We start from the raw sequence: 16,852 nt of genomic DNA on the forward strand, positions 1-16,852 counted from the left end.
ATTTATTTGTTGCTTCATTTTTTTGATTGAATAGAAATCATGTCTGATATTAAAAAAGTAGTTCTAGCGTATTCCGGCGGTCTCGATACCAGCGTTATTTTGAAATGGCTGCAAGATACTTACCAATGTGAGATTGTGACTTTCACGGCAGACTTAGGTCAGGGTGAAGAGCTGGAGCCAGCACGTGCTAAGGCGCTGCAATTTGGTATCAAGCCAGAAAATATTTTTATCGATGACTTGCGCGAAGAGTTTGTACGCGACTTTGTATTCCCGATGTTTCGCGCTAATACGATTTATGAGGGCGAATATTTACTAGGCACCTCTATTGCACGCCCCTTGATTGCTAAACGCCAAATTGAAATTGCTCGTCAAACGGGTGCGGATTCGGTATCGCATGGAGCAACTGGTAAAGGGAATGACCAAGTCCGCTTTGAGTTGGGTTATTACGCATTAGAGCCGGGAATCAAGGTCATCGCTCCATGGCGTGAGTGGGATCTGCTCTCCCGTGAGAAGTTAATGGCCTATGCAGAAAAGCATGGCATCCCTGTTGAGATGAAGCATAAGCAGGGCGGCTCACCCTATTCTATGGATGCCAACTTATTGCATATCAGTTACGAAGGCCGTCATCTCGAAAATCCGAATGCCGAGGCTGAAGAGTCGATGTGGCGTTGGACCGCTTCTCCTGAAAATGCTCCAGACGCAGCAGAAATTATTGAAATTGAATTTCGTGTGGGCGACCCAGTGGCTATTAATGGCAAAGCCTATAAGCCCCATGAGCTGTTAGCTGAGCTCAATCGCATTGGCGGCATACACGGTATTGGTCGATTAGACTTGGTAGAAAACCGCTTTGTGGGTATGAAGAGCCGCGGTTGTTATGAAACTCCGGGTGGCACCATCTTGCTCAAAGCACACCGTGGTATTGAGAGTATTACTCTAGATCGTGAAGTAGCTCATCTCAAAGATGATCTCATGCCACGTTACGCAAGTTTGATTTACAACGGTTTATGGTGGGCACCAGAGCGTCTGGCATTACAAACCTTGATCGACCACACTCAGCTGATGGTCAATGGTGTCGTGCGCTTGAAACTCTACAAAGGGTCGGTATCAGTGATCTCACGGGATTCAGCGAATACTCTGTTTGATCAGACGATTGCCACCTTTGATGATGACGGCGGCGCTTATAACCAAGCTGACGCTGGTGGGTTTATTAAGCTCAATGCATTGCGTATGCGGATTGCGGAGACTGCAAGACGCAAGCGTGCCAAGTAATGCTTGCTGAAAATTATTAACCACAGTTTAGAAAGAATAACGATGCAATTTGATCAAGTTTCTGTAGGCAAAAAAGCGAATGTATTTTTTGATGGTAAATGCGTGTCCCATACGGTTACCCTGCCAAACGGCACCCGTAAGTCGGTTGGCGTAGTGCTGCCAAGCACCTTACGTTTTGACCTCAGCACAAAAGAAATCATGGAAGTGGTAGACGGTAATGCTTTTGTCAGCATTAATGGCGCCCCCGAGGTGGAGTTCAAAGCGGGTCAAAGTTGGGAGGTAGAAAAGGGTGGTTACTTCATTATCCGCGCTGAGTCTCCCGTGCATTACGTTTGTCACTTTGACTAATTAAGCGGTGGAAGTAATCTTCCCTCAAATAAAAAATGCAGACTGAGATCTGCATTTTTTATTTCTTAGGTAATCCTTGAATTACCGTTCCCGGCACGATAACTCTCTCTGAGAACCACTGCTTATTCATTTCTAGGGCATAGCGTACAGCTACCTTGGGGCAGTGATTATTGGTAGTGTCAGCTTGCATTTCTTCAATATTCACAATCTTGCCATCATCGGCAATGAATGCAATCGACAATGGGATTTTGGTGTTATTCATCCAGAAACAGTGCCCTGCTTTTTGTTCGAAGATGAATAGCATGCCCGAGTTGGTTGGCATGCTGGTGCGATTCATGAGTCCGACTTCTCTTGCTTTGGGGGTATCTGCTAGCTCCGCTTGGATACGATAGATGCCCGTCTTTAATTCAATTGTGGGGAGAGCTGTGTTTACTTGAGCTACAGCAATTCCTGAGCTGGCATATAGAGCGGAGAAAATAATATTGCGCAAAACGGTTATAGATGTATGCATACTGAGCATTTTAAGTGAAGCAAATTACAGGCGAAAAAAAACCCAGGAACAAGTCCTGGGTTTTTAATAATGATCTACATCAGATTAAGCTGCTTGGATATTAGTAGCTTGTTTGCCTTTAGGGCCTTGGGTAATATCAAACGTTACCTTTTGGTTTTCCTTAAGGGTTTTGAACCCAGGCATTGTGATCGCGCTGAAATGCGCAAACAACTCTTCTTCACCATCATCAGGTTTGATAAAGCCAAAACCTTTTGCATCATTGAACCACTTTACAATTCCGGTCGCCATGCGAACTCCATTACATAAACTTAAAACAACCGTGATGAGGGTGAATACTTTTTAATCAGTCTCGCTCTACAACACGCCTAAATAGGACTCAAATAAAGCCTACCCCCCGATTGTTTGCCCTTTATGGTGGGGTGTCAAGAGGTTAAGCAAAGATAGTTATTAGTATTTACCCCTTTATTTATCGAAAAATGCCCCAATATGTCTTACTGAGGCCTCTGTTGATGGTTTTTTGCAACAAAGCCCTCAAATCCCCATTTTTATATCTGTGTTTAGAATAGTTCTCATGAGTCGTACAACGAAAAATCCAACGGTTGGCAATCCTAACAACCCTTACATTGAAGACACCATTCTTCTCGAAAAGCAGGCCGAGAAATTAAAGACCCCTTCGATGTATAAAGTTTTACTATTGAATGACGATTACACCCCGATGGAATTTGTGGTGATGGTTATTCAGGAGTATTTTAATAAGGATCATGAGACAGCTACACGGATCATGTTGCAGGTTCATTTAGTTGGCAAAGGCATTTGCGGTTTATTTACACGTGATGTCGCGGCAACAAAAGTGCATCAAGTTATCGAGCTCTCCCGCGAAGCGGGTCACCCACTACAGTGCACTATGGAGGAAGCATGATTGCCCAGGAATTAGAAGTCAGTTTGCATATGGCGTTTGTTGATGCGAGAGCATCAAGACATGAGTTCATTACGGTTGAGCATTTGCTTGCTGCACTACTGGATAACGCAACAGCGGTCGAGGTTCTTAAGGCCTGCGCAGTCAATATTGCCGAGCTTCGTACTCAGCTGAAAAATTTCATCAACGACAACACGCCAGTTGTTCCTGGTAACGATGAGGTAGATACCCAGCCGACCCTGGGATTTCAGCGAGTGATTCAGCGCGCTATCATGCATGTGCAATCGACATCTAGTGGCAAAAAAGAAGTGACTGGAGCTAATGTACTGGTAGCCATTTTTGGCGAAAAAGATTCTCACGCAGTGTATTTCTTGCAGCAGCAAGGAGTAACCCGTCTAGATGTAGTGAACTTTATTAGCCATGGGGTCCGTAAGGATCAGGCTGAGCAGGTTAAGCCTGCTGAAGCGACTCAAGAGACTGAAGAAGCTGGCTCTAATGGAAAAGAAAGCCCGTTGGAGCAATATACCCAAAACCTGAATGTCTTAGCTAAACAGGGCAAGATTGATCCCCTCATTGGGCGCGATAGCGAAGTAGAGCGCGTGATTCAGGTACTTTGCCGTCGCCGTAAAAATAATCCGCTATTGGTGGGTGAGGCAGGCGTTGGTAAAACTGCGATTGCTGAAGGTCTCGCTTGGCGCATTGTCAAGGGTGACGTCCCTGAGATTTTGGCAGACGCCATAGTCTATTCACTGGATATGGGCGCCTTATTGGCGGGCACTAAATATCGCGGTGATTTTGAGCAGCGCCTCAAGAGCGTGCTCAAGTCCTTAAAAGATAGTGCTCATGGCGTCTTATTTATTGATGAGATTCATACTCTAATTGGTGCGGGTGCTGCATCTGGTGGCACATTGGACGCAAGTAATTTATTGAAGCCTGCCTTATCTAATGGTCAGCTTAAATGTATTGGTGCAACTACCTTTACTGAGTACCGTGGCATTTTCGAGAAAGATGCAGCGCTATCACGTCGCTTCCAAAAGGTCGATGTGGTTGAGCCAACTGTTGATCAAACAGTACAAATCTTACGCGGCCTGAAATCCCGTTTTGAGGAGCATCATGGTGTTAAATATGCTTCCGCTGCTTTGGTCGCGGCTGCGGAACTTTCCTCACGCTACATCAATGATCGCCATTTGCCGGATAAGGCAATTGATGTTATTGATGAGGCTGGTGCTGCCCAACGTATTTTGCCTAAGTCGAAGCAGAAGAAAACGATTGGTCGTCCAGAGATCGAAGAGATCGTAGCGAAAATTGCCCGCATACCGCCACAGTCTGTGACCGTAGATGACCGTAGTAAATTGCAAACTCTAGATCGCGATATTAGAAGTGTGGTGTTTGGTCAGGATCCTGCAATTGAAGCGTTAGCCAGCGCCATTAAGATGACGCGCGCAGGTCTTGGAAAGATTGATCGGCCAATCGGTTCATTCTTATTCTCTGGCCCAACCGGCGTTGGTAAGACTGAAGTTGCAAAACAACTCGCCTATATTTTGGGCATTGAGCTTCTACGCTTTGATATGTCGGAATATATGGAGCGTCATGCAGTCAGCCGACTCATTGGTGCGCCTCCCGGATATGTTGGCTTTGATCAAGGCGGCTTGCTCACTGAGGCTGTCAATAAGAAACCGCATTGCGTTCTCTTACTTGATGAGGTTGAAAAAGCTCACCCAGATATTTTCAATATCCTATTGCAAGTAATGGATCATGGCACCTTAACGGATAACAATGGTCGTAAGACTGATTTCCGTAATGTGATCATTATCATGACTACGAATGCCGGTGCTGAGGCAATGCAGAAATCCACCATTGGCTTTACCAACGCGCGTGAGTCCGGCGATGAGATGGTGGATATTAAGAAATTCTTCACACCGGAGTTCCGTAATCGTCTGGATGCGATTGTTTCCTTCAAGGCACTTGATGAGACCATCATCATGCGGGTGGTTGATAAGTTCTTAATGCAACTCGAAGAGCAGCTACATGAGAAGAAGGTGGATGCCACATTTAGTCCTGCACTAAGGGCCCATTTGGCAAAACATGGCTTTGATCCTCTCATGGGTGCGCGACCAATGCAGCGGATTATTCAGGACACAGTCCGCAAAGCGTTGGCCGACGAGCTACTTTTCGGCAAGTTGGCACAAGGTGGTCATGTTGCAGTTGATGTCGATGCTGATGGCAAAGTGCAGCTGGAGTTTGATGCGCCAGTGCAAACGGGCAAAGCACCTAAGACTGATGTAGCGCCAGTCGAGGAAATTTAATTCCTCTTCTCGGTCCAAATCTCTCAAGACATGTTGTCCAGAAATTAAAAAACTACCCTCGGGTAGTTTTTTAATTTAAAGAATCAATCAGTAGCGCGAGATACGAGTGCAGATATCTAACTTAGCCCCGACCCGTACTGCCAAATCCACCGGCCCCACGACTACTCTCAGTGAACTCTTCAACTACTTTTAGCTCCACTTGTTGAACGGGCATTACTACCAATTGAGCTAAGCGCTCCATAGGCTCGAGCTTAAAGACCGAGGAGCCGCGATTCCAAGTACTTACCATCAGCTGGCCCTGGTAATCAGAATCGATCAGCCCCACTAAGTTACCCAACACGATGCCATGCTTGTGGCCTAGGCCAGAGCGCGGCAGAATAAAGGCTGCATAGCGAGGATCTTCAACATAGATGGCTAAACCAGTTGGAACAAGCACTGTTTGTCCTGGGGCAATTTCAATCGCCTCATCAATACAAGCGCGTAAATCTAGTCCAGCACTACCGGGGGTTCCGTAAGCAGGCAGCTGATCGCGCATTCGTTCATCGAGAATTTTGACTTGAAGTTGTTGCATGAGATTTCCTAAAACGGGATTTAAGTATTTGTAGAAGTAATAATTAAATTTTCTTAGCAACCAATTGAATCAGCTGTCTAGCTAGATCAAGCTTCTCCGCTTTTGCAATTTTCTTGCTGCCGCTGCCATCAATAATGAGCAGCTGATTCAGATCACTACCGAACGTATCTGGACCAATATTGCCTGCGATCATGGGGAGACCTTTACGCTTACGTTTCTCTTCAGCGTGCTTTGCCAAGTCAGTAGATTCGGCTGCAAAGCCAACGCAGTACGGATATGGCTTGCCACCCTTAGTCTTCACTGTTTTGACAACATCCGCAAGAATATCAGGGTTGGCAGTGAACTCCAGACTTGGCGCCTGCTTTCCCTGGCGCTTGATTTTTTCTTTCGCTGGCTTAGCAATGCCCCAGTCAGCAACAGCGGCTACTGCAAAGAAGATATCGTAGTCGCTTGCATTGAGAGTGGCTGCATGCATTTCTTTGGCGCTAAGCACATTAGTACGGTTAATTTGTCCGGTAGCCTCAAGCGGCGTTGAAAGCCCGCATGGGCCGGCAATTAACTGGACTTGAGCACCAGCCTCAACTGCGGCGCGTGCAATTGCAAAACCCATCTTGCCGGAGCTATGGTTCGTGATACCGCGCACTGGATCAATCGCTTCAAAGGTAGGCCCAGCAGTAATGAGGACTCGTTTACCAGCTAGCGATTTTTTCTGGAAGAAGGCAATGAGTTGTTCAGTAATTTCAGCAGGCTCGAGCATGCGACCAAAGCCGACTTCTCCGCAAGCCTGCACACCACTGGCGGGACCAAGTAAAGCAACCTTATCCGCAAGAAGACGTTGCGCGCTTCTTTGTGTTGCCGCATGCTCCCACATTTGTTTATTCATGGCGGGGGCAATGAGGAGCGGGCAATCTCTTGCTAGGCATAAGGTGCTTAGTAAGTCATCAGCTAAGCCTAGGGAAAGTTTTGCCATCAGGTCTGCACTAGCAGGCGCTACTAGGATGGCATCAGCTGCCCTAGAGAGCTCAATGTGAGCCATATTATTAGTAATGCTGCTATCCCATTGACTCGTATAAACAGGATTGCCTGTGAGCGCCTGCATGGTGACTGGCGTCACAAACTGTTGAGCGGCTTCCGTCATCACCACTTGAACACTTGCACCTTCTTGCATGAGCATGCGTGCCAGCTCAGCAGATTTATAAGCCGCTATTCCGCCGGAGATGCCGAGAACGATTTTCTTGTTCAAAAGTGATTGCATGGCTTGAGCTTAAAGGGATTGGGAAGTTTTGCCAAATGACTTGCGTAGCTCGCCCCAAATAATGAGCGCTGCTCCTATACAAATAGCGCTATCGGCAATATTAAAGGCTGGCCAATGCCAATTTACGTAATACACATCAATAAAGTCGACTACAGCGCCGTACATGATGCGATCCAGGACATTGCCCAAAGCACCCCCAAGAATGAGGCTCAGTGCCCAGCAGAGCATCTTGTCGCCCAAACTCTTACGTAATAGCCAAACGATATAGGCGGAGGCTGCTAAACCCAAGATTGTCAGGAACCAGCGTTGCCAACCGGATCCCTGAGCCAAGAATGAAAAAGCTGCCCCTGGATTAAAGAGCAAAAGCCAGTTTAAGAAAGGTAAAACTGGCTCGGGCACTCCCAGCTGAAGATTGCTGAGTGCCGACCACTTGGTCAGCTGATCTAACAATAGTGTGATCGAGGCAATGGCTAAATAGCGCAAGAATAAGAGGTTCATGTGATTGGATTAGGCATGAGTTCAGGACTAGTTTGCTTATGCAAACAAACGCGCCTCACCATCACCAAAAAGATTGCTAATACAGCGTCCACATAATTCTGGATGATCAGGGAGTGTGCCAACATCTTTAGTGTGATGCCAGCAGCGACCACACTTCTTATATTGACTGCCACGAACCAGTACTTCTAGACCCGCACTACTACGTTCAATATTGGCGCTGGAAGTGATAGTCACAAAACGTAAGTCATCCTTGACGGACTGCAGAATTGCAAAGTCTGGGTCTCCCAGTTTGATAGTGAGTTCAGCTTGTAGAGAAGAGCCAACATTGCCTGCCTCTCGCTCAATCTCAATGGCCTTGGTCACTTCAGAGCGAATCTCTCGAATGCGATGCCACTTGGCGAGTAATTCTGTGGCTTGGGCGATTTCTGGGAAGGCACCGAACTCTTCCATAAAGATTGATTCGCTAGGCTTCGCGTTAGTACCATGCGGAAATGTTGCCCACGCTTCTTCTGCAGTAAAGGAGAGAAAGGGAGCTAACCATTTCAAGAGATTACGAGTGATATGGAATAAGGCATTCTGTGCAGCACGACGCTCTTTTGAATCTGGTGCGCTTGTGTAGAGGCGATCTTTCAGAATGTCTAGGTAAAAGCCGCCTAAATCTTCTGAACAGAAAGTCAGCATACGCGCTACAGCAGGTTGAAACTCGTAAGCCTGATAGTGCGCTTGTACATCTTGCTGCAATTGACTGGCAAGTGCAACGGCATAGCGATCAATCTCTAGCCATTCGCTTGCTGGCATCGTATGCTGGCTTGGATCAAAGTCAGACAAATTGGCTAACAAGAAACGCAAAGTATTACGAATACGGCGATAACTCTCTACGACGCGCTTCAGAATCTCATCGGAGATCGTCATTTCACCGGAGTAATCCGTAGAAGCTACCCACAGGCGAATAATTTCTGCGCCTAACTTATCAGCAACTTGCTGCGGGGCAATGACATTACCAACCGACTTACTCATCTTGCGACCCTGGCCATCTACAGTAAAGCCGTGGGTGAGAAGTGCCTTATATGGCGGCTTGCCATCAAGCATGGCACCAGTCAGCAATGAAGAGTGAAACCAGCCGCGATGTTGATCCGAACCTTCAAGATATAAATCGGCTAGACGACCATCTGCATTCTCAGCTTCTGGGCGATAGAGTTCATCACGATGCGAGCCGCGAATGACGTGCCAATGGGTTGTACCCGAATCAAACCAAACATCTAGGGTGTCGCGATTCTTTTCATATTGCGTCGCTTCATCACCTAGCAGATCAGCAACTTCTAGTTTTTGCCAGGCTTCAATCCCGTCTTTTTCAACCCGCTTTGCAATTTCTTCGAGCAACTCTACAGTCCGTGGATGTGGCTCACCGGTTTCCTTGTGAACAAAGAAGGCCATCGGCACACCCCATTGGCGCTGACGCGACAAGGTCCAATCTGGACGATTGGCAATCATACTGTTCAAGCGTTGCTTTCCCCAGGCTGGGAAGAACTCGGTATTTTCAATGCCAGCTAATGCTGTTTCGCGCAAGCTTGCTTTGCCATCGGATGGTTTTTTATCCATACTCGCAAACCACTGCGAGGTAGCTCGATAAATGATGGGAGACTTATGACGCCAGCAATGCATATAGGAGTGTGTATACGTTTGATCTCTCAGCAGGCTTCCCGCCTCACGCATTGCTTCAACAATTTTCGGATTGGCTTTCCAAATATATTCATTGGCAAAGAGGGGCAGCCAGGAGGCATACACGCCATTACCCATGACTGGATTCAGGATGTCTTTATCAGCAAGTTTGTTCGCCTTACAGGATTTAAAGTCTTCCTCACCATAGGCTGGTGCTGAATGCACTACGCCAGTACCGGTATCGAGAGTGACATATTCCGCTGGATAGATTGGGGAAAGGCGTTTATAGCCTTCATGCAATGAAGCAAGGGGATGCCAGAAAGAAATGTTGGCTAGTTGACTACCCAAGCATGTGGCAATTACCTTTCCCTCAAGACCGAAATCTTGTAAACAAGTTTCCACCCGTTCTTCTGCCAAGATCAGCAACTTGTCGCCAGTGTCTACTAAAGCGTAGCTGAGTTCGGGATGAACATTCAATGCTTGATTGGATGGAATAGTCCAAGGTGTGGTGGTCCAGATCACAATCATTCCAGGTTTGGCTGGAATCTCTGGCAGACCAAATGCCTTTGCAAGTTGCGGGCGTTGCGCATCATCAAAAGCAAAGCCAACATCTACGGTTGGGTCGGTCTTATCTTGGTATTCCACTTCCGCTTCAGCCAGCGCAGAGCCGCAATCAAAACACCAGTTCACTGGCTTTAAACCACGGAAGACATAGCCCTTTTCCCAGATCTTGCCGAGGGCACGAATTTCATCGGCCTCATTGCGGAAGTTCATGGTGAGGTAAGGATTGTTCCAATCGCCCAAAACACCCAAGCGCTCAAAGTCAATTTTTTGCTTATCTATTTGTACTTGAGCATAAGCACGTGCCTTAGCTTGCACTTCAGCCGTCGGTAAATTTTTACCAAACTGCTTTTCAATCTGGATCTCAATTGGCATGCCGTGACAATCCCAGCCTGGAACGTATGCAGAGTCAAAGCCCATGAACCAACGGGATTTCACAATCATATCCTTGAGAATCTTATTGACTGCATGGCCAATATGGATATCGCCATTTGCATAAGGGGGGCCATCATGCAAAATAAATTTTGGTTGGTCAGCGTGGGCTGCGCGAATCTTTTCGTAGAGCTTATTTTTTTGCCATTGCGCAACCCATTGAGGTTCGCGTTTCGGCAAATCTCCCCGCATCGGAAATGCCGTCTCTAGGAGATTGACGGGATACGAATTTTCTTTTTCAGACATAAGCTTTTTTCTGGAAATAATTTCTGGCATGCGCTGCATCAGATGCAATCGCTTTGGTAAGGGTATCGAGGTCGGAGTACTTCGCCTCATCACGAATTTTTTCTAAGAGTTCTACGGTAATAATTTTTCCGTAAACATCGGCATCATAATCAAAGATGTGAGTCTCAAGTAGAACGCGGCCTTCATCTTCGACGGTTGGTCTTACGCCCAGGCTAGCTACAGCAGGCAGGGGTTTATCACTAAGCCCGGTTACCTGAGCGGTAAAGATCCCAGAGCATGCTGGCTTGCGATGATGTAAGTGATTAGCAACGGCAAGATTTAATGTAGGGAAGCCTAAAGTACGCCCCAATTTTTGACCATGAATGACATGACCTGAAATACCATAAGGCCGACCGAGTAATTTACTCGCTTGCTCCATATTGCCATTGCCTAAAGCATTGCGTAATGCTGAGCTGGAAATTCTTTCGCCATCTTCAAGCACCGTCTGAATACTTGACACTTCAAAACCATATTTCTCACCGGCCATCTTCAAGCTGGCAAAATTACCCGCCCGTTTTGCGCCATAACAAAAATCATCCCCAATCAAAATCCATTTGGCATGCAATTGCTTAACAATAATTTCAGAAACAAATTCTTCTGGTGTGAGGCGAGCGAATGCGCTGTTGAAATGCTCTACCACCACGCGGTCGATGCCAATGTCTGCAAATGCAGCTAGCTTGTCACGCAAATTCAGAATGCGAGGAGGTGCTTTTTCTGGAGAGAAAAATTCTTTGGGGTGTGGCTCGAAAGTCATCACGCAACTTACTAAGCCACGTTCTTGCGCCCCTTCTTTCAGTTGTTTCAGCAGGGCGCCATGACCCCTGTGCACGCCATCGAAATTTCCGATGGTTAAGGCACAAACTGGTCCTGCAGAAAACTGGGTAGGGCCACGGAATACGTTCACTAAATCGCTTTCAGGGTCGCTTTCGGGGTAACCATCAATTATATTGTGGGCATGCCATCCATCGTCACCTTAATCTCTGGTCGCGGCTCTAATTTCGAGGCGATCGTCAAAACTGCTCAAAAAGAGGGGTGGTCCGTTGACTTTAGTGGGGTCATTGCCAACCATTCAGCGGCTAAGGGGCTTGATTTTGCTCGCTCTCAGGGGATTCCAGCCTTTACTATCGAACATCGAGAACACGCAACTCGTGAGTCCTTTGATGCTGCCTTAATGAAGAAAATCGATGAATTAGGCGCGGATTTAGTGGTTTTAGCGGGTTTCATGCGCATTCTGACTCCAGAATTTATTCGCCATTTTGAAGGCCGCCTCATCAATATTCACCCCGCCTTACTCCCAGCATTCCCGGGTTTGCATACCCATGAACGCGCTTTGGAAGCTGGCGTGGCTGAACATGGTGCCAGCGTGCATTTTGTTACTGAGGGTGTTGACGAAGGCCCCATCATCTACCAAGCCTCTGTTCCCGTGCTTCCCGGGGACGATGCCGACAGTTTGGCAGCGCGAGTTTTGACTGCTGAGCATCAGATTTACCCGCGGGCCGTAAAATGGTACCTAGATGGACGATTGCGAATAGAAGGTAATCAAGTTCAGGTTCAACCACCGGAGTCGCAATTAATTAAATTATGAGTAAAGAACGTTCATCCCGCGGCGCTAGTGCTGGAAGTGCTGGAAGTAAGTCGGGATCCAGGTCGGGATCAAGACTAGGCCCACAAAAAAGCTATGCCGCTAAATCAAAAGATCCTTTGCGTCGCCCGGAGCGTCGTAATGCGAGTGGCAATATCATTGCGCCGGAAGGTCAAAAAAACTTTTCCAATGCCAAAGCATTGCCTCAGCATGCGATTCACTTAGAACGATTGCTACCAGAGCTGCTCAATTTTGAGCAACCAGCTGATCGGGTAGTGAGTCGGTATTTCCGCTCTGAACCCCAATTAGGTAATCGTGACCGAGCGTTAATTGCAGAGAGTGCCTTTGCTATTTTGCGTCGTAAAAATGAGTTCTCCCAATTCGCTTCTAGCGGTGAAGGTTCACAAGCTAGACGCTTAGCCCTATTGGGTCTGATGGCTGCTCTGACAGAGGGCGGGCTGGGTTCTGCCAATCGCGCTGAGAGCGCCATTGCTGATCTGGCTCACGTATTAAAGCCCGGTGAGTATGAGTGGTTGCAACGTTTTGCCACCGTCGACTCAAGCGCATTAAATCCATTGGTACGGAACAATTTACCGGAATGGCTGTGGGATGCATTTGGAAAATATCCTGGTGAAGAGACGCGTGAAGCCTTGGCTAAATCATTAATGCACCCTGCCTTATTAGATCTGCGTGCCAACACCATGAAAACCACTCGCGAGCAATTGTTGGTGGAGATGAATGCACTCGGTGGTCGTTACCAAGCCATCCCAACGCCTTACGCACCGGATGGTGTTCGCATCATGGGCAAGCCTGCTTTGCAAAATACCGTCGGCTTTAAGGCGGGTATGTTTGAGGTGCAGGACGAAGGCAGTCAGTTATTAGCTTACTTGCTAGCTCCTAAGCGGGGCGAGATGGTAGTGGACTTTTGCGCGGGTGCTGGTGGCAAGACGCTAGCGATTGGGGCGCTCATGCGGTCTACAGGACGCTTATACGCCCTTGACACATCTGAACGTCGTCTGGCTAATTTAAAGCCACGACAAGCCCGCAGTGGCCTCTCAAACGTGCACCCAGTGTGGATCGATAGTGAAAATGATGCCAAGATTAAACGCTTGGCTGGCAAGATAGATCGTGTTTTGGTAGATGCACCTTGTAGCGGCATGGGTACTTTGCGTCGTAACCCAGATTTGAAGTGGCGTCAGACTCCAGAAGGTGTTCTTGAGCTAAATCAAAAGCAAATGAATATTTTGGCCTCTGCAAGTCGCCTGTTAAAACCCGGTGGTCGCCTGGTTTATGCCACTTGCAGCCTGTTGCCCCAAGAAAATCAACAGATTGCGGAAGAATTTTTGGCCAAACACCCCAATTTTGAGGTGGTTCCTGCCGCTGAAGCTCTTAAGCCACTGTTTCCAAAGGATAAAATGCCCTTAGGCTGTAGCCCAGATAATCCTTGGTGGCAGTTATGGCCTCACATTCATGGCACTGATGGCTTCTTTGCTGCGGTTTTCCAAAAGAAGGCTGCTGCACCAGTTCCTAAAACCGTAAAAGACGATGCAAAAGATGAAGAAAAAGAGATTCCAGTCAAAAACAAGAAAGCTAGTAAAGAACTAAAATAAGGGTTAGATCCACTACCTACTATCTAGGACACCCTTTTGAACATAGTTTCTGATGTCGATTTATTCCTTAATTGGCTTTCCAATGGTTATTTAGATTGGTCTTGGTGGCAAATCCTCGTTTTCACTTTGGTTGCCACCCACATTACCATCGCCAGCGTCACCATTTATTTGCATCGCTGCCAAGCACACCGTGCCTTGGACTTGCACCCGATCATGTCCCATTTTTTTCGTTTCTGGCTTTGGCTCACAACCGGAATGGTGACTAAAGAGTGGGCGGCCATTCATCGTAAGCACCATGCTAAGTGCGAGACTGTTGACGATCCTCATAGCCCACAAATTTTAGGTATCAGTACCGTCCTGTCTCGCGGTGCTGAGCTGTATAAACAAGAGTCGCGCAATCAAGAGACTTTGGATAAGTTTGGTCACGGCACGCCAGATGATTGGCTCGAACACAATGTGTATTCCAAGTTTTCTTGGCAGGGCGTTGCCTTAATGCTCATCATTGATGTGTTCTTGTTTGGTGCCATTGGCTTAACAGTATGGGCAGTGCAAATGCTGTGGATACCAATTACCGCCGCTGGCATCATTAATGGTATCGGCCACTATTGGGGTTATCGCAATTACGATTGCGAAGATGCTGCAACCAATATTTTTCCTTGGGGTATTTTGATTGGCGGGGAAGAATTACATAATAATCACCACACCTTCGCAACCAGCGCCAAGCTGTCTAGTAAGTGGTATGAGTTTGATATTGGCTGGATGTACATTCAGATTCTCAGTGCAGTCGGATTGGCTAAGGTAAAGAAGACTTCCCCCAAGCCGGTTCTTAGCGAATTGCGCCCTGCAGACCAGGGAACGCTCGAGGCGATTATCGCTAACCGTTATGAAGTCATGGCGCGCTATAGCAAAACTTTGCATAAGTTCTTCATTCATGAGGTGCAGCATATGCATGAGCTAGCATCTCACTTGAAGGACGCGCGCACTTGGTTAGGTAAAGATGAGTCCCGCTTAAATATTGAGGAACAAGCTAAGCTCGAAGAACTCATGACGACGAATACTCAGTTACGCAAGATGATTGAGATGCGTCGCGATTTACAGGCCATCTGGAGCCGTTCTAATGCTACTGGTGAGCAATTGCTCTCTCAGCTGCATGAATGGTGTCAGCGTGCTGAAGACAGCGGCTTAAGCTCTTTGCGTGACTTCTCTTTGAGGTTGCGTCGTTACGCTTAAGTTAGTCGGCTAGTAAAAATGAAGGCAATAAAAAACCCGCTGATGGAGCGGGTTTTTTATTGCAGCTGATCAATATCGAATCGATAAATTATTTCAGCTTGGTTTCTTTGTAAGCAACGTGCTTGCGAATAGTAGGATCGAATTTCATGATCTCCATTTTCTCAGGCTTAGTACGCTTGTTTTTTGAAGTAGTGTAGAAGTGACCAGTACCAGCTGATGACTCTAACTTGATTTTTTCTCTGCCGCCTTTAGCCATTTGCGTGCTCCTTAAATTTCGCCGCGTGCGCGAAGATCAGACAAAACAGCATCGATGCCGTTTTTGTCGATAACGCGCAAACCAGCATTGGTTAAGCGCAAGCTAATCCAACGGTTTTCAGATTCAACCCAGAAACGTCGATTTTGCAAATTCGGCAAAAAGCGACGCTTCGTTTTATTGTTTGCATGGGAAACATTGTTGCCAACCATCGGCTTTTTCCCAGTGACTTGGCAAACTTTTGCCATGACATAACTCCATTAATTGCGAAAAGAGAAGATTGTATCAGTCTCTACCTACTTTGATCTACTCCTAATTGGCTTTAGTTTGGGGGATTAAACAATCGAGCCAATCATAGTGGTAGAAACTGGTAAATAAGTTAGTGATTACTTCTGATTTTAGTCATTTTTCATAAGGCCTGAATCTGAAAATGAGAAAAATCCGCTATCGCTGACGATACAGTGATCTAAGAGTGGAATATCGACCAATTGCAAGGCTTGAGATAGTAACTTCGTTAATTCTTGATCGGCTGGACTGGGTAGTGGGTTTCCGCTGGGGTGGTTGTGAGCCACGATCAGAGCGCTGGCGTTCTTAGCAAGGGCTTCCTTCAGGATTTCTCGAGGATAGACGGCGGTATGGGTCAGGGACCCCCTAAAGAGCTCCTGGCACTCAATGAGGTGGAGGCGTGAGTCTAGGTGGAGGCAAAGGAAAACTTCATGGGGGAGGCGCCCAAATCTCGCTTGCAAGAACTCCTTGACATAGCTCGGCGATGAAAAAACGGAATCTTGGGAAAGGGTTTCCTCAAGACTGCGCTTCACCAGCTCATAGGCAGCCTGGATTTGTGACCATTTGGAGATACCCATGCCATGAATCTGGGTTAATTCCTCTGGGGTGCATGACAGCAGGCGCGGTAGATTGCCAAAATGATGAAGCAGATCCTCTGCTAGCGCCACGGCAGTTTTGCCTTTGACGCCCACCCGCAGGAAAATGGCTAGCAATTCCGCATCGGATAGGGCTCTAGCCCCTAGGGCGCGCAGCTTTTCACGGGGCTGATCCATTTTTGGCCAATTCGTAATCGGGGAGTGCACGCTGGTGTCCGGCCTAGATACAATTACCTTATGACTAAGCTTACGGTTTTGCCTAACTCCTTCTTGACTCTCAACTATCGGCTGACTCTGCCCAGTGGGGATGATTACATCAATACTTTTATCGATCGCCCTGCGACGGTGCTGATGGGTTCTGGACAATTTGCGCCTTGTTTTGAAAGAGTGTTGATGGGATTGGGTATTGGAGAAAAGAAAAGTGCTGTACTGCCACCAGAGGAAAGTTTTGGCGAGCGTAAGGAAGAATTAATTCAGTGGGTTTCTTTGGGTGCGCTTAAAGAAGGACGCGATGATGATGTGGAATTTAATCCAGGCGATGTCATAGAATTTAATGCGCCTGGTGGAGCGCAATACGCTGGCGTATTGAAATCGATTAACGAAGAGGGCGCCTGGTTTGATTTTAATCATCCGCTTGCTGGCAGGCCAGTGACCTTCGAAGCCGAAGTTGTTGGGATTCTTTAAG

Annotated in this window: 18 protein-coding genes; 8 read left to right on the top strand and 10 right to left on the bottom strand. The window is 47.1% G+C overall.

Features of this window, described 5'->3' with window-relative positions:
* The first annotated feature begins 39 nt into the window (after positions 1–39).
* Positions 40–1,269 (top strand): argininosuccinate synthase, encoded by a 1,230-nt coding sequence (locus tag ICN15_RS01505; RefSeq protein ID WP_216200739.1) that lies wholly within the window; start codon positions 40–42, stop codon positions 1,267–1,269.
* 42 nt (positions 1,270–1,311) lie between these two features.
* Complete coding sequence (locus tag ICN15_RS01510; RefSeq protein WP_216200741.1) at positions 1,312–1,617, top strand: pyrimidine/purine nucleoside phosphorylase; 306 nt, start codon at positions 1,312–1,314, stop codon at positions 1,615–1,617.
* Between the two features lie 58 nt (positions 1,618–1,675).
* Here the strand turns inward: ICN15_RS01510 and ICN15_RS01515 are convergent, their stop codons facing one another.
* Complete coding sequence (locus tag ICN15_RS01515) at positions 1,676–2,128, bottom strand: DUF192 domain-containing protein (protein ID WP_216200743.1); 453 nt, start codon at positions 2,126–2,128, stop codon at positions 1,676–1,678.
* Positions 2,129–2,212: 84 nt separating this feature from the next.
* Positions 2,213–2,416, bottom strand: coding sequence for a cold-shock protein (locus ICN15_RS01520; protein ID WP_011903586.1), 204 nt, complete (start codon positions 2,414–2,416; stop codon positions 2,213–2,215).
* Positions 2,417–2,699: 283 nt separating this feature from the next.
* Between ICN15_RS01520 and clpS the strand changes: the two genes are divergently transcribed.
* Entirely contained in the window at positions 2,700–3,047 is a 348-nt protein-coding gene (clpS, locus tag ICN15_RS01525) for an ATP-dependent Clp protease adapter ClpS (RefSeq protein WP_216200745.1), read from the top strand.
* Positions 3,044–5,350 (top strand): ATP-dependent Clp protease ATP-binding subunit ClpA, encoded by a 2,307-nt coding sequence (clpA, locus tag ICN15_RS01530; protein ID WP_216200747.1) that lies wholly within the window; start codon positions 3,044–3,046, stop codon positions 5,348–5,350. The genes clpS and clpA overlap by 4 nt, the downstream gene beginning before the upstream one ends.
* A gap of 121 nt (positions 5,351–5,471) precedes the next feature.
* Here clpA and dut read toward each other — a convergent pair whose 3' ends face one another.
* Genes dut through ICN15_RS01555 form a run of 5 tightly spaced genes read right to left on the bottom strand, consistent with a single transcriptional unit; the run spans position 5,472 to position 11,515 of the window.
* The gene (dut, locus tag ICN15_RS01535) at positions 5,472–5,921 is read right to left on the bottom strand and encodes a dUTP diphosphatase (protein WP_216200749.1); all 450 of its coding nucleotides are present in this window, start codon (positions 5,919–5,921) and stop codon (positions 5,472–5,474) included.
* A 43-nt stretch (positions 5,922–5,964) separates the two neighbouring features.
* A complete protein-coding gene (gene coaBC / locus ICN15_RS01540; protein WP_216200752.1) occupies positions 5,965–7,176 on the bottom strand; it encodes a bifunctional phosphopantothenoylcysteine decarboxylase/phosphopantothenate--cysteine ligase CoaBC in 1,212 nt (403 codons plus the stop codon).
* 9 nt (positions 7,177–7,185) lie between these two features.
* Positions 7,186–7,674 (bottom strand): signal peptidase II, encoded by a 489-nt coding sequence (gene lspA / locus ICN15_RS01545; protein WP_216200754.1) that lies wholly within the window; start codon positions 7,672–7,674, stop codon positions 7,186–7,188.
* A 36-nt stretch (positions 7,675–7,710) separates the two neighbouring features.
* Positions 7,711–10,590 carry an isoleucine--tRNA ligase gene (gene ileS, locus ICN15_RS01550; protein ID WP_370625410.1) on the bottom strand — a complete coding sequence of 960 codons (2,880 nt, stop codon included), beginning with the start codon at positions 10,588–10,590 and terminating at the stop codon, positions 7,711–7,713.
* On the bottom strand, positions 10,565–11,515 hold the full coding sequence (locus tag ICN15_RS01555; protein ID WP_216200758.1) for a bifunctional riboflavin kinase/FAD synthetase: 951 nt from the start codon (positions 11,513–11,515) through the stop codon (positions 10,565–10,567). The genes ileS and ICN15_RS01555 overlap by 26 nt, the downstream gene beginning before the upstream one ends.
* Before the next feature lie 51 nt (positions 11,516–11,566).
* Here ICN15_RS01555 and purN point away from each other — a divergent pair, with 51 nt between their 5' ends.
* Genes purN through ICN15_RS01570 form a run of 3 tightly spaced genes read left to right on the top strand, consistent with a single transcriptional unit; the run spans position 11,567 to position 15,033 of the window.
* Positions 11,567–12,196, top strand: coding sequence for a phosphoribosylglycinamide formyltransferase (purN, locus tag ICN15_RS01560; RefSeq protein WP_216200760.1), 630 nt, complete (start codon positions 11,567–11,569; stop codon positions 12,194–12,196).
* Positions 12,193–13,803, top strand: coding sequence for an RsmB/NOP family class I SAM-dependent RNA methyltransferase (locus ICN15_RS01565; protein ID WP_255532825.1), 1,611 nt, complete (start codon positions 12,193–12,195; stop codon positions 13,801–13,803). The genes purN and ICN15_RS01565 overlap by 4 nt, the downstream gene beginning before the upstream one ends.
* Positions 13,804–13,845: 42 nt before the next feature.
* Positions 13,846–15,033 carry a fatty acid desaturase gene (locus ICN15_RS01570; RefSeq protein WP_370625411.1) on the top strand — a complete coding sequence of 396 codons (1,188 nt, stop codon included), beginning with the start codon at positions 13,846–13,848 and terminating at the stop codon, positions 15,031–15,033.
* Positions 15,034–15,121: 88 nt separating this feature from the next.
* Here the strand turns inward: ICN15_RS01570 and rpmG are convergent, their stop codons facing one another.
* The 3 genes from rpmG to radC all read right to left on the bottom strand — a co-directional run bounded on the left by rpmG (position 15,122) and on the right by radC (position 16,374).
* Positions 15,122–15,289, bottom strand: a complete 168-nt coding sequence (gene rpmG, locus ICN15_RS01575) for a 50S ribosomal protein L33 (RefSeq protein WP_015421876.1) — start codon at positions 15,287–15,289, stop codon at positions 15,122–15,124.
* Positions 15,290–15,300: 11 nt separating this feature from the next.
* Positions 15,301–15,534 (bottom strand): 50S ribosomal protein L28, encoded by a 234-nt coding sequence (gene rpmB / locus ICN15_RS01580; RefSeq protein WP_011903570.1) that lies wholly within the window; start codon positions 15,532–15,534, stop codon positions 15,301–15,303.
* Positions 15,535–15,684: 150 nt separating this feature from the next.
* Positions 15,685–16,374, bottom strand: a complete 690-nt coding sequence (gene radC, locus ICN15_RS01585) for a DNA repair protein RadC (protein ID WP_370625380.1) — start codon at positions 16,372–16,374, stop codon at positions 15,685–15,687.
* Positions 16,375–16,404: 30 nt separating this feature from the next.
* On the opposite strand from radC, the gene ICN15_RS01590 reads away from it, so the two are divergent.
* Positions 16,405–16,851 (top strand): peptidylprolyl isomerase, encoded by a 447-nt coding sequence (locus tag ICN15_RS01590; protein ID WP_216200767.1) that lies wholly within the window; start codon positions 16,405–16,407, stop codon positions 16,849–16,851.
* Position 16,852: the final 1 nt, after the last annotated feature.

The sequence above is a fragment of the Polynucleobacter sp. CS-Odin-A6 genome (assembly GCF_018882095.1).
In the GTDB taxonomy this organism is placed as follows: Bacteria; Pseudomonadota; Gammaproteobacteria; order Burkholderiales; family Burkholderiaceae; genus Polynucleobacter.

Coding starts and splice junctions, on each gene's coding strand:
- ICN15_RS01505 (WP_216200739.1), top strand. CDS start 40: ATGTCTGATATTAAAAAAGTAGTTCTAGCGTATTCCGGCGGTCTCGAT.
- ICN15_RS01510 (WP_216200741.1), top strand. CDS start 1,312: ATGCAATTTGATCAAGTTTCTGTAGGCAAAAAAGCGAATGTATTTTTT.
- ICN15_RS01515 (WP_216200743.1), bottom strand. CDS start 2,128: ATGCATACATCTATAACCGTTTTGCGCAATATTATTTTCTCCGCTCTA.
- ICN15_RS01520 (WP_011903586.1), bottom strand. CDS start 2,416: ATGGCGACCGGAATTGTAAAGTGGTTCAATGATGCAAAAGGTTTTGGC.
- clpS (WP_216200745.1), top strand. CDS start 2,700: ATGAGTCGTACAACGAAAAATCCAACGGTTGGCAATCCTAACAACCCT.
- clpA (WP_216200747.1), top strand. CDS start 3,044: ATGATTGCCCAGGAATTAGAAGTCAGTTTGCATATGGCGTTTGTTGAT.
- dut (WP_216200749.1), bottom strand. CDS start 5,921: ATGCAACAACTTCAAGTCAAAATTCTCGATGAACGAATGCGCGATCAG.
- coaBC (WP_216200752.1), bottom strand. CDS start 7,176: ATGCAATCACTTTTGAACAAGAAAATCGTTCTCGGCATCTCCGGCGGA.
- lspA (WP_216200754.1), bottom strand. CDS start 7,674: ATGAACCTCTTATTCTTGCGCTATTTAGCCATTGCCTCGATCACACTA.
- purN (WP_216200760.1), top strand. CDS start 11,567: ATGCCATCCATCGTCACCTTAATCTCTGGTCGCGGCTCTAATTTCGAG.
- ICN15_RS01565 (WP_255532825.1), top strand. CDS start 12,193: ATGAGTAAAGAACGTTCATCCCGCGGCGCTAGTGCTGGAAGTGCTGGA.
- rpmG (WP_015421876.1), bottom strand. CDS start 15,289: ATGGCTAAAGGCGGCAGAGAAAAAATCAAGTTAGAGTCATCAGCTGGT.
- rpmB (WP_011903570.1), bottom strand. CDS start 15,534: ATGGCAAAAGTTTGCCAAGTCACTGGGAAAAAGCCGATGGTTGGCAAC.
- ICN15_RS01590 (WP_216200767.1), top strand. CDS start 16,405: ATGACTAAGCTTACGGTTTTGCCTAACTCCTTCTTGACTCTCAACTAT.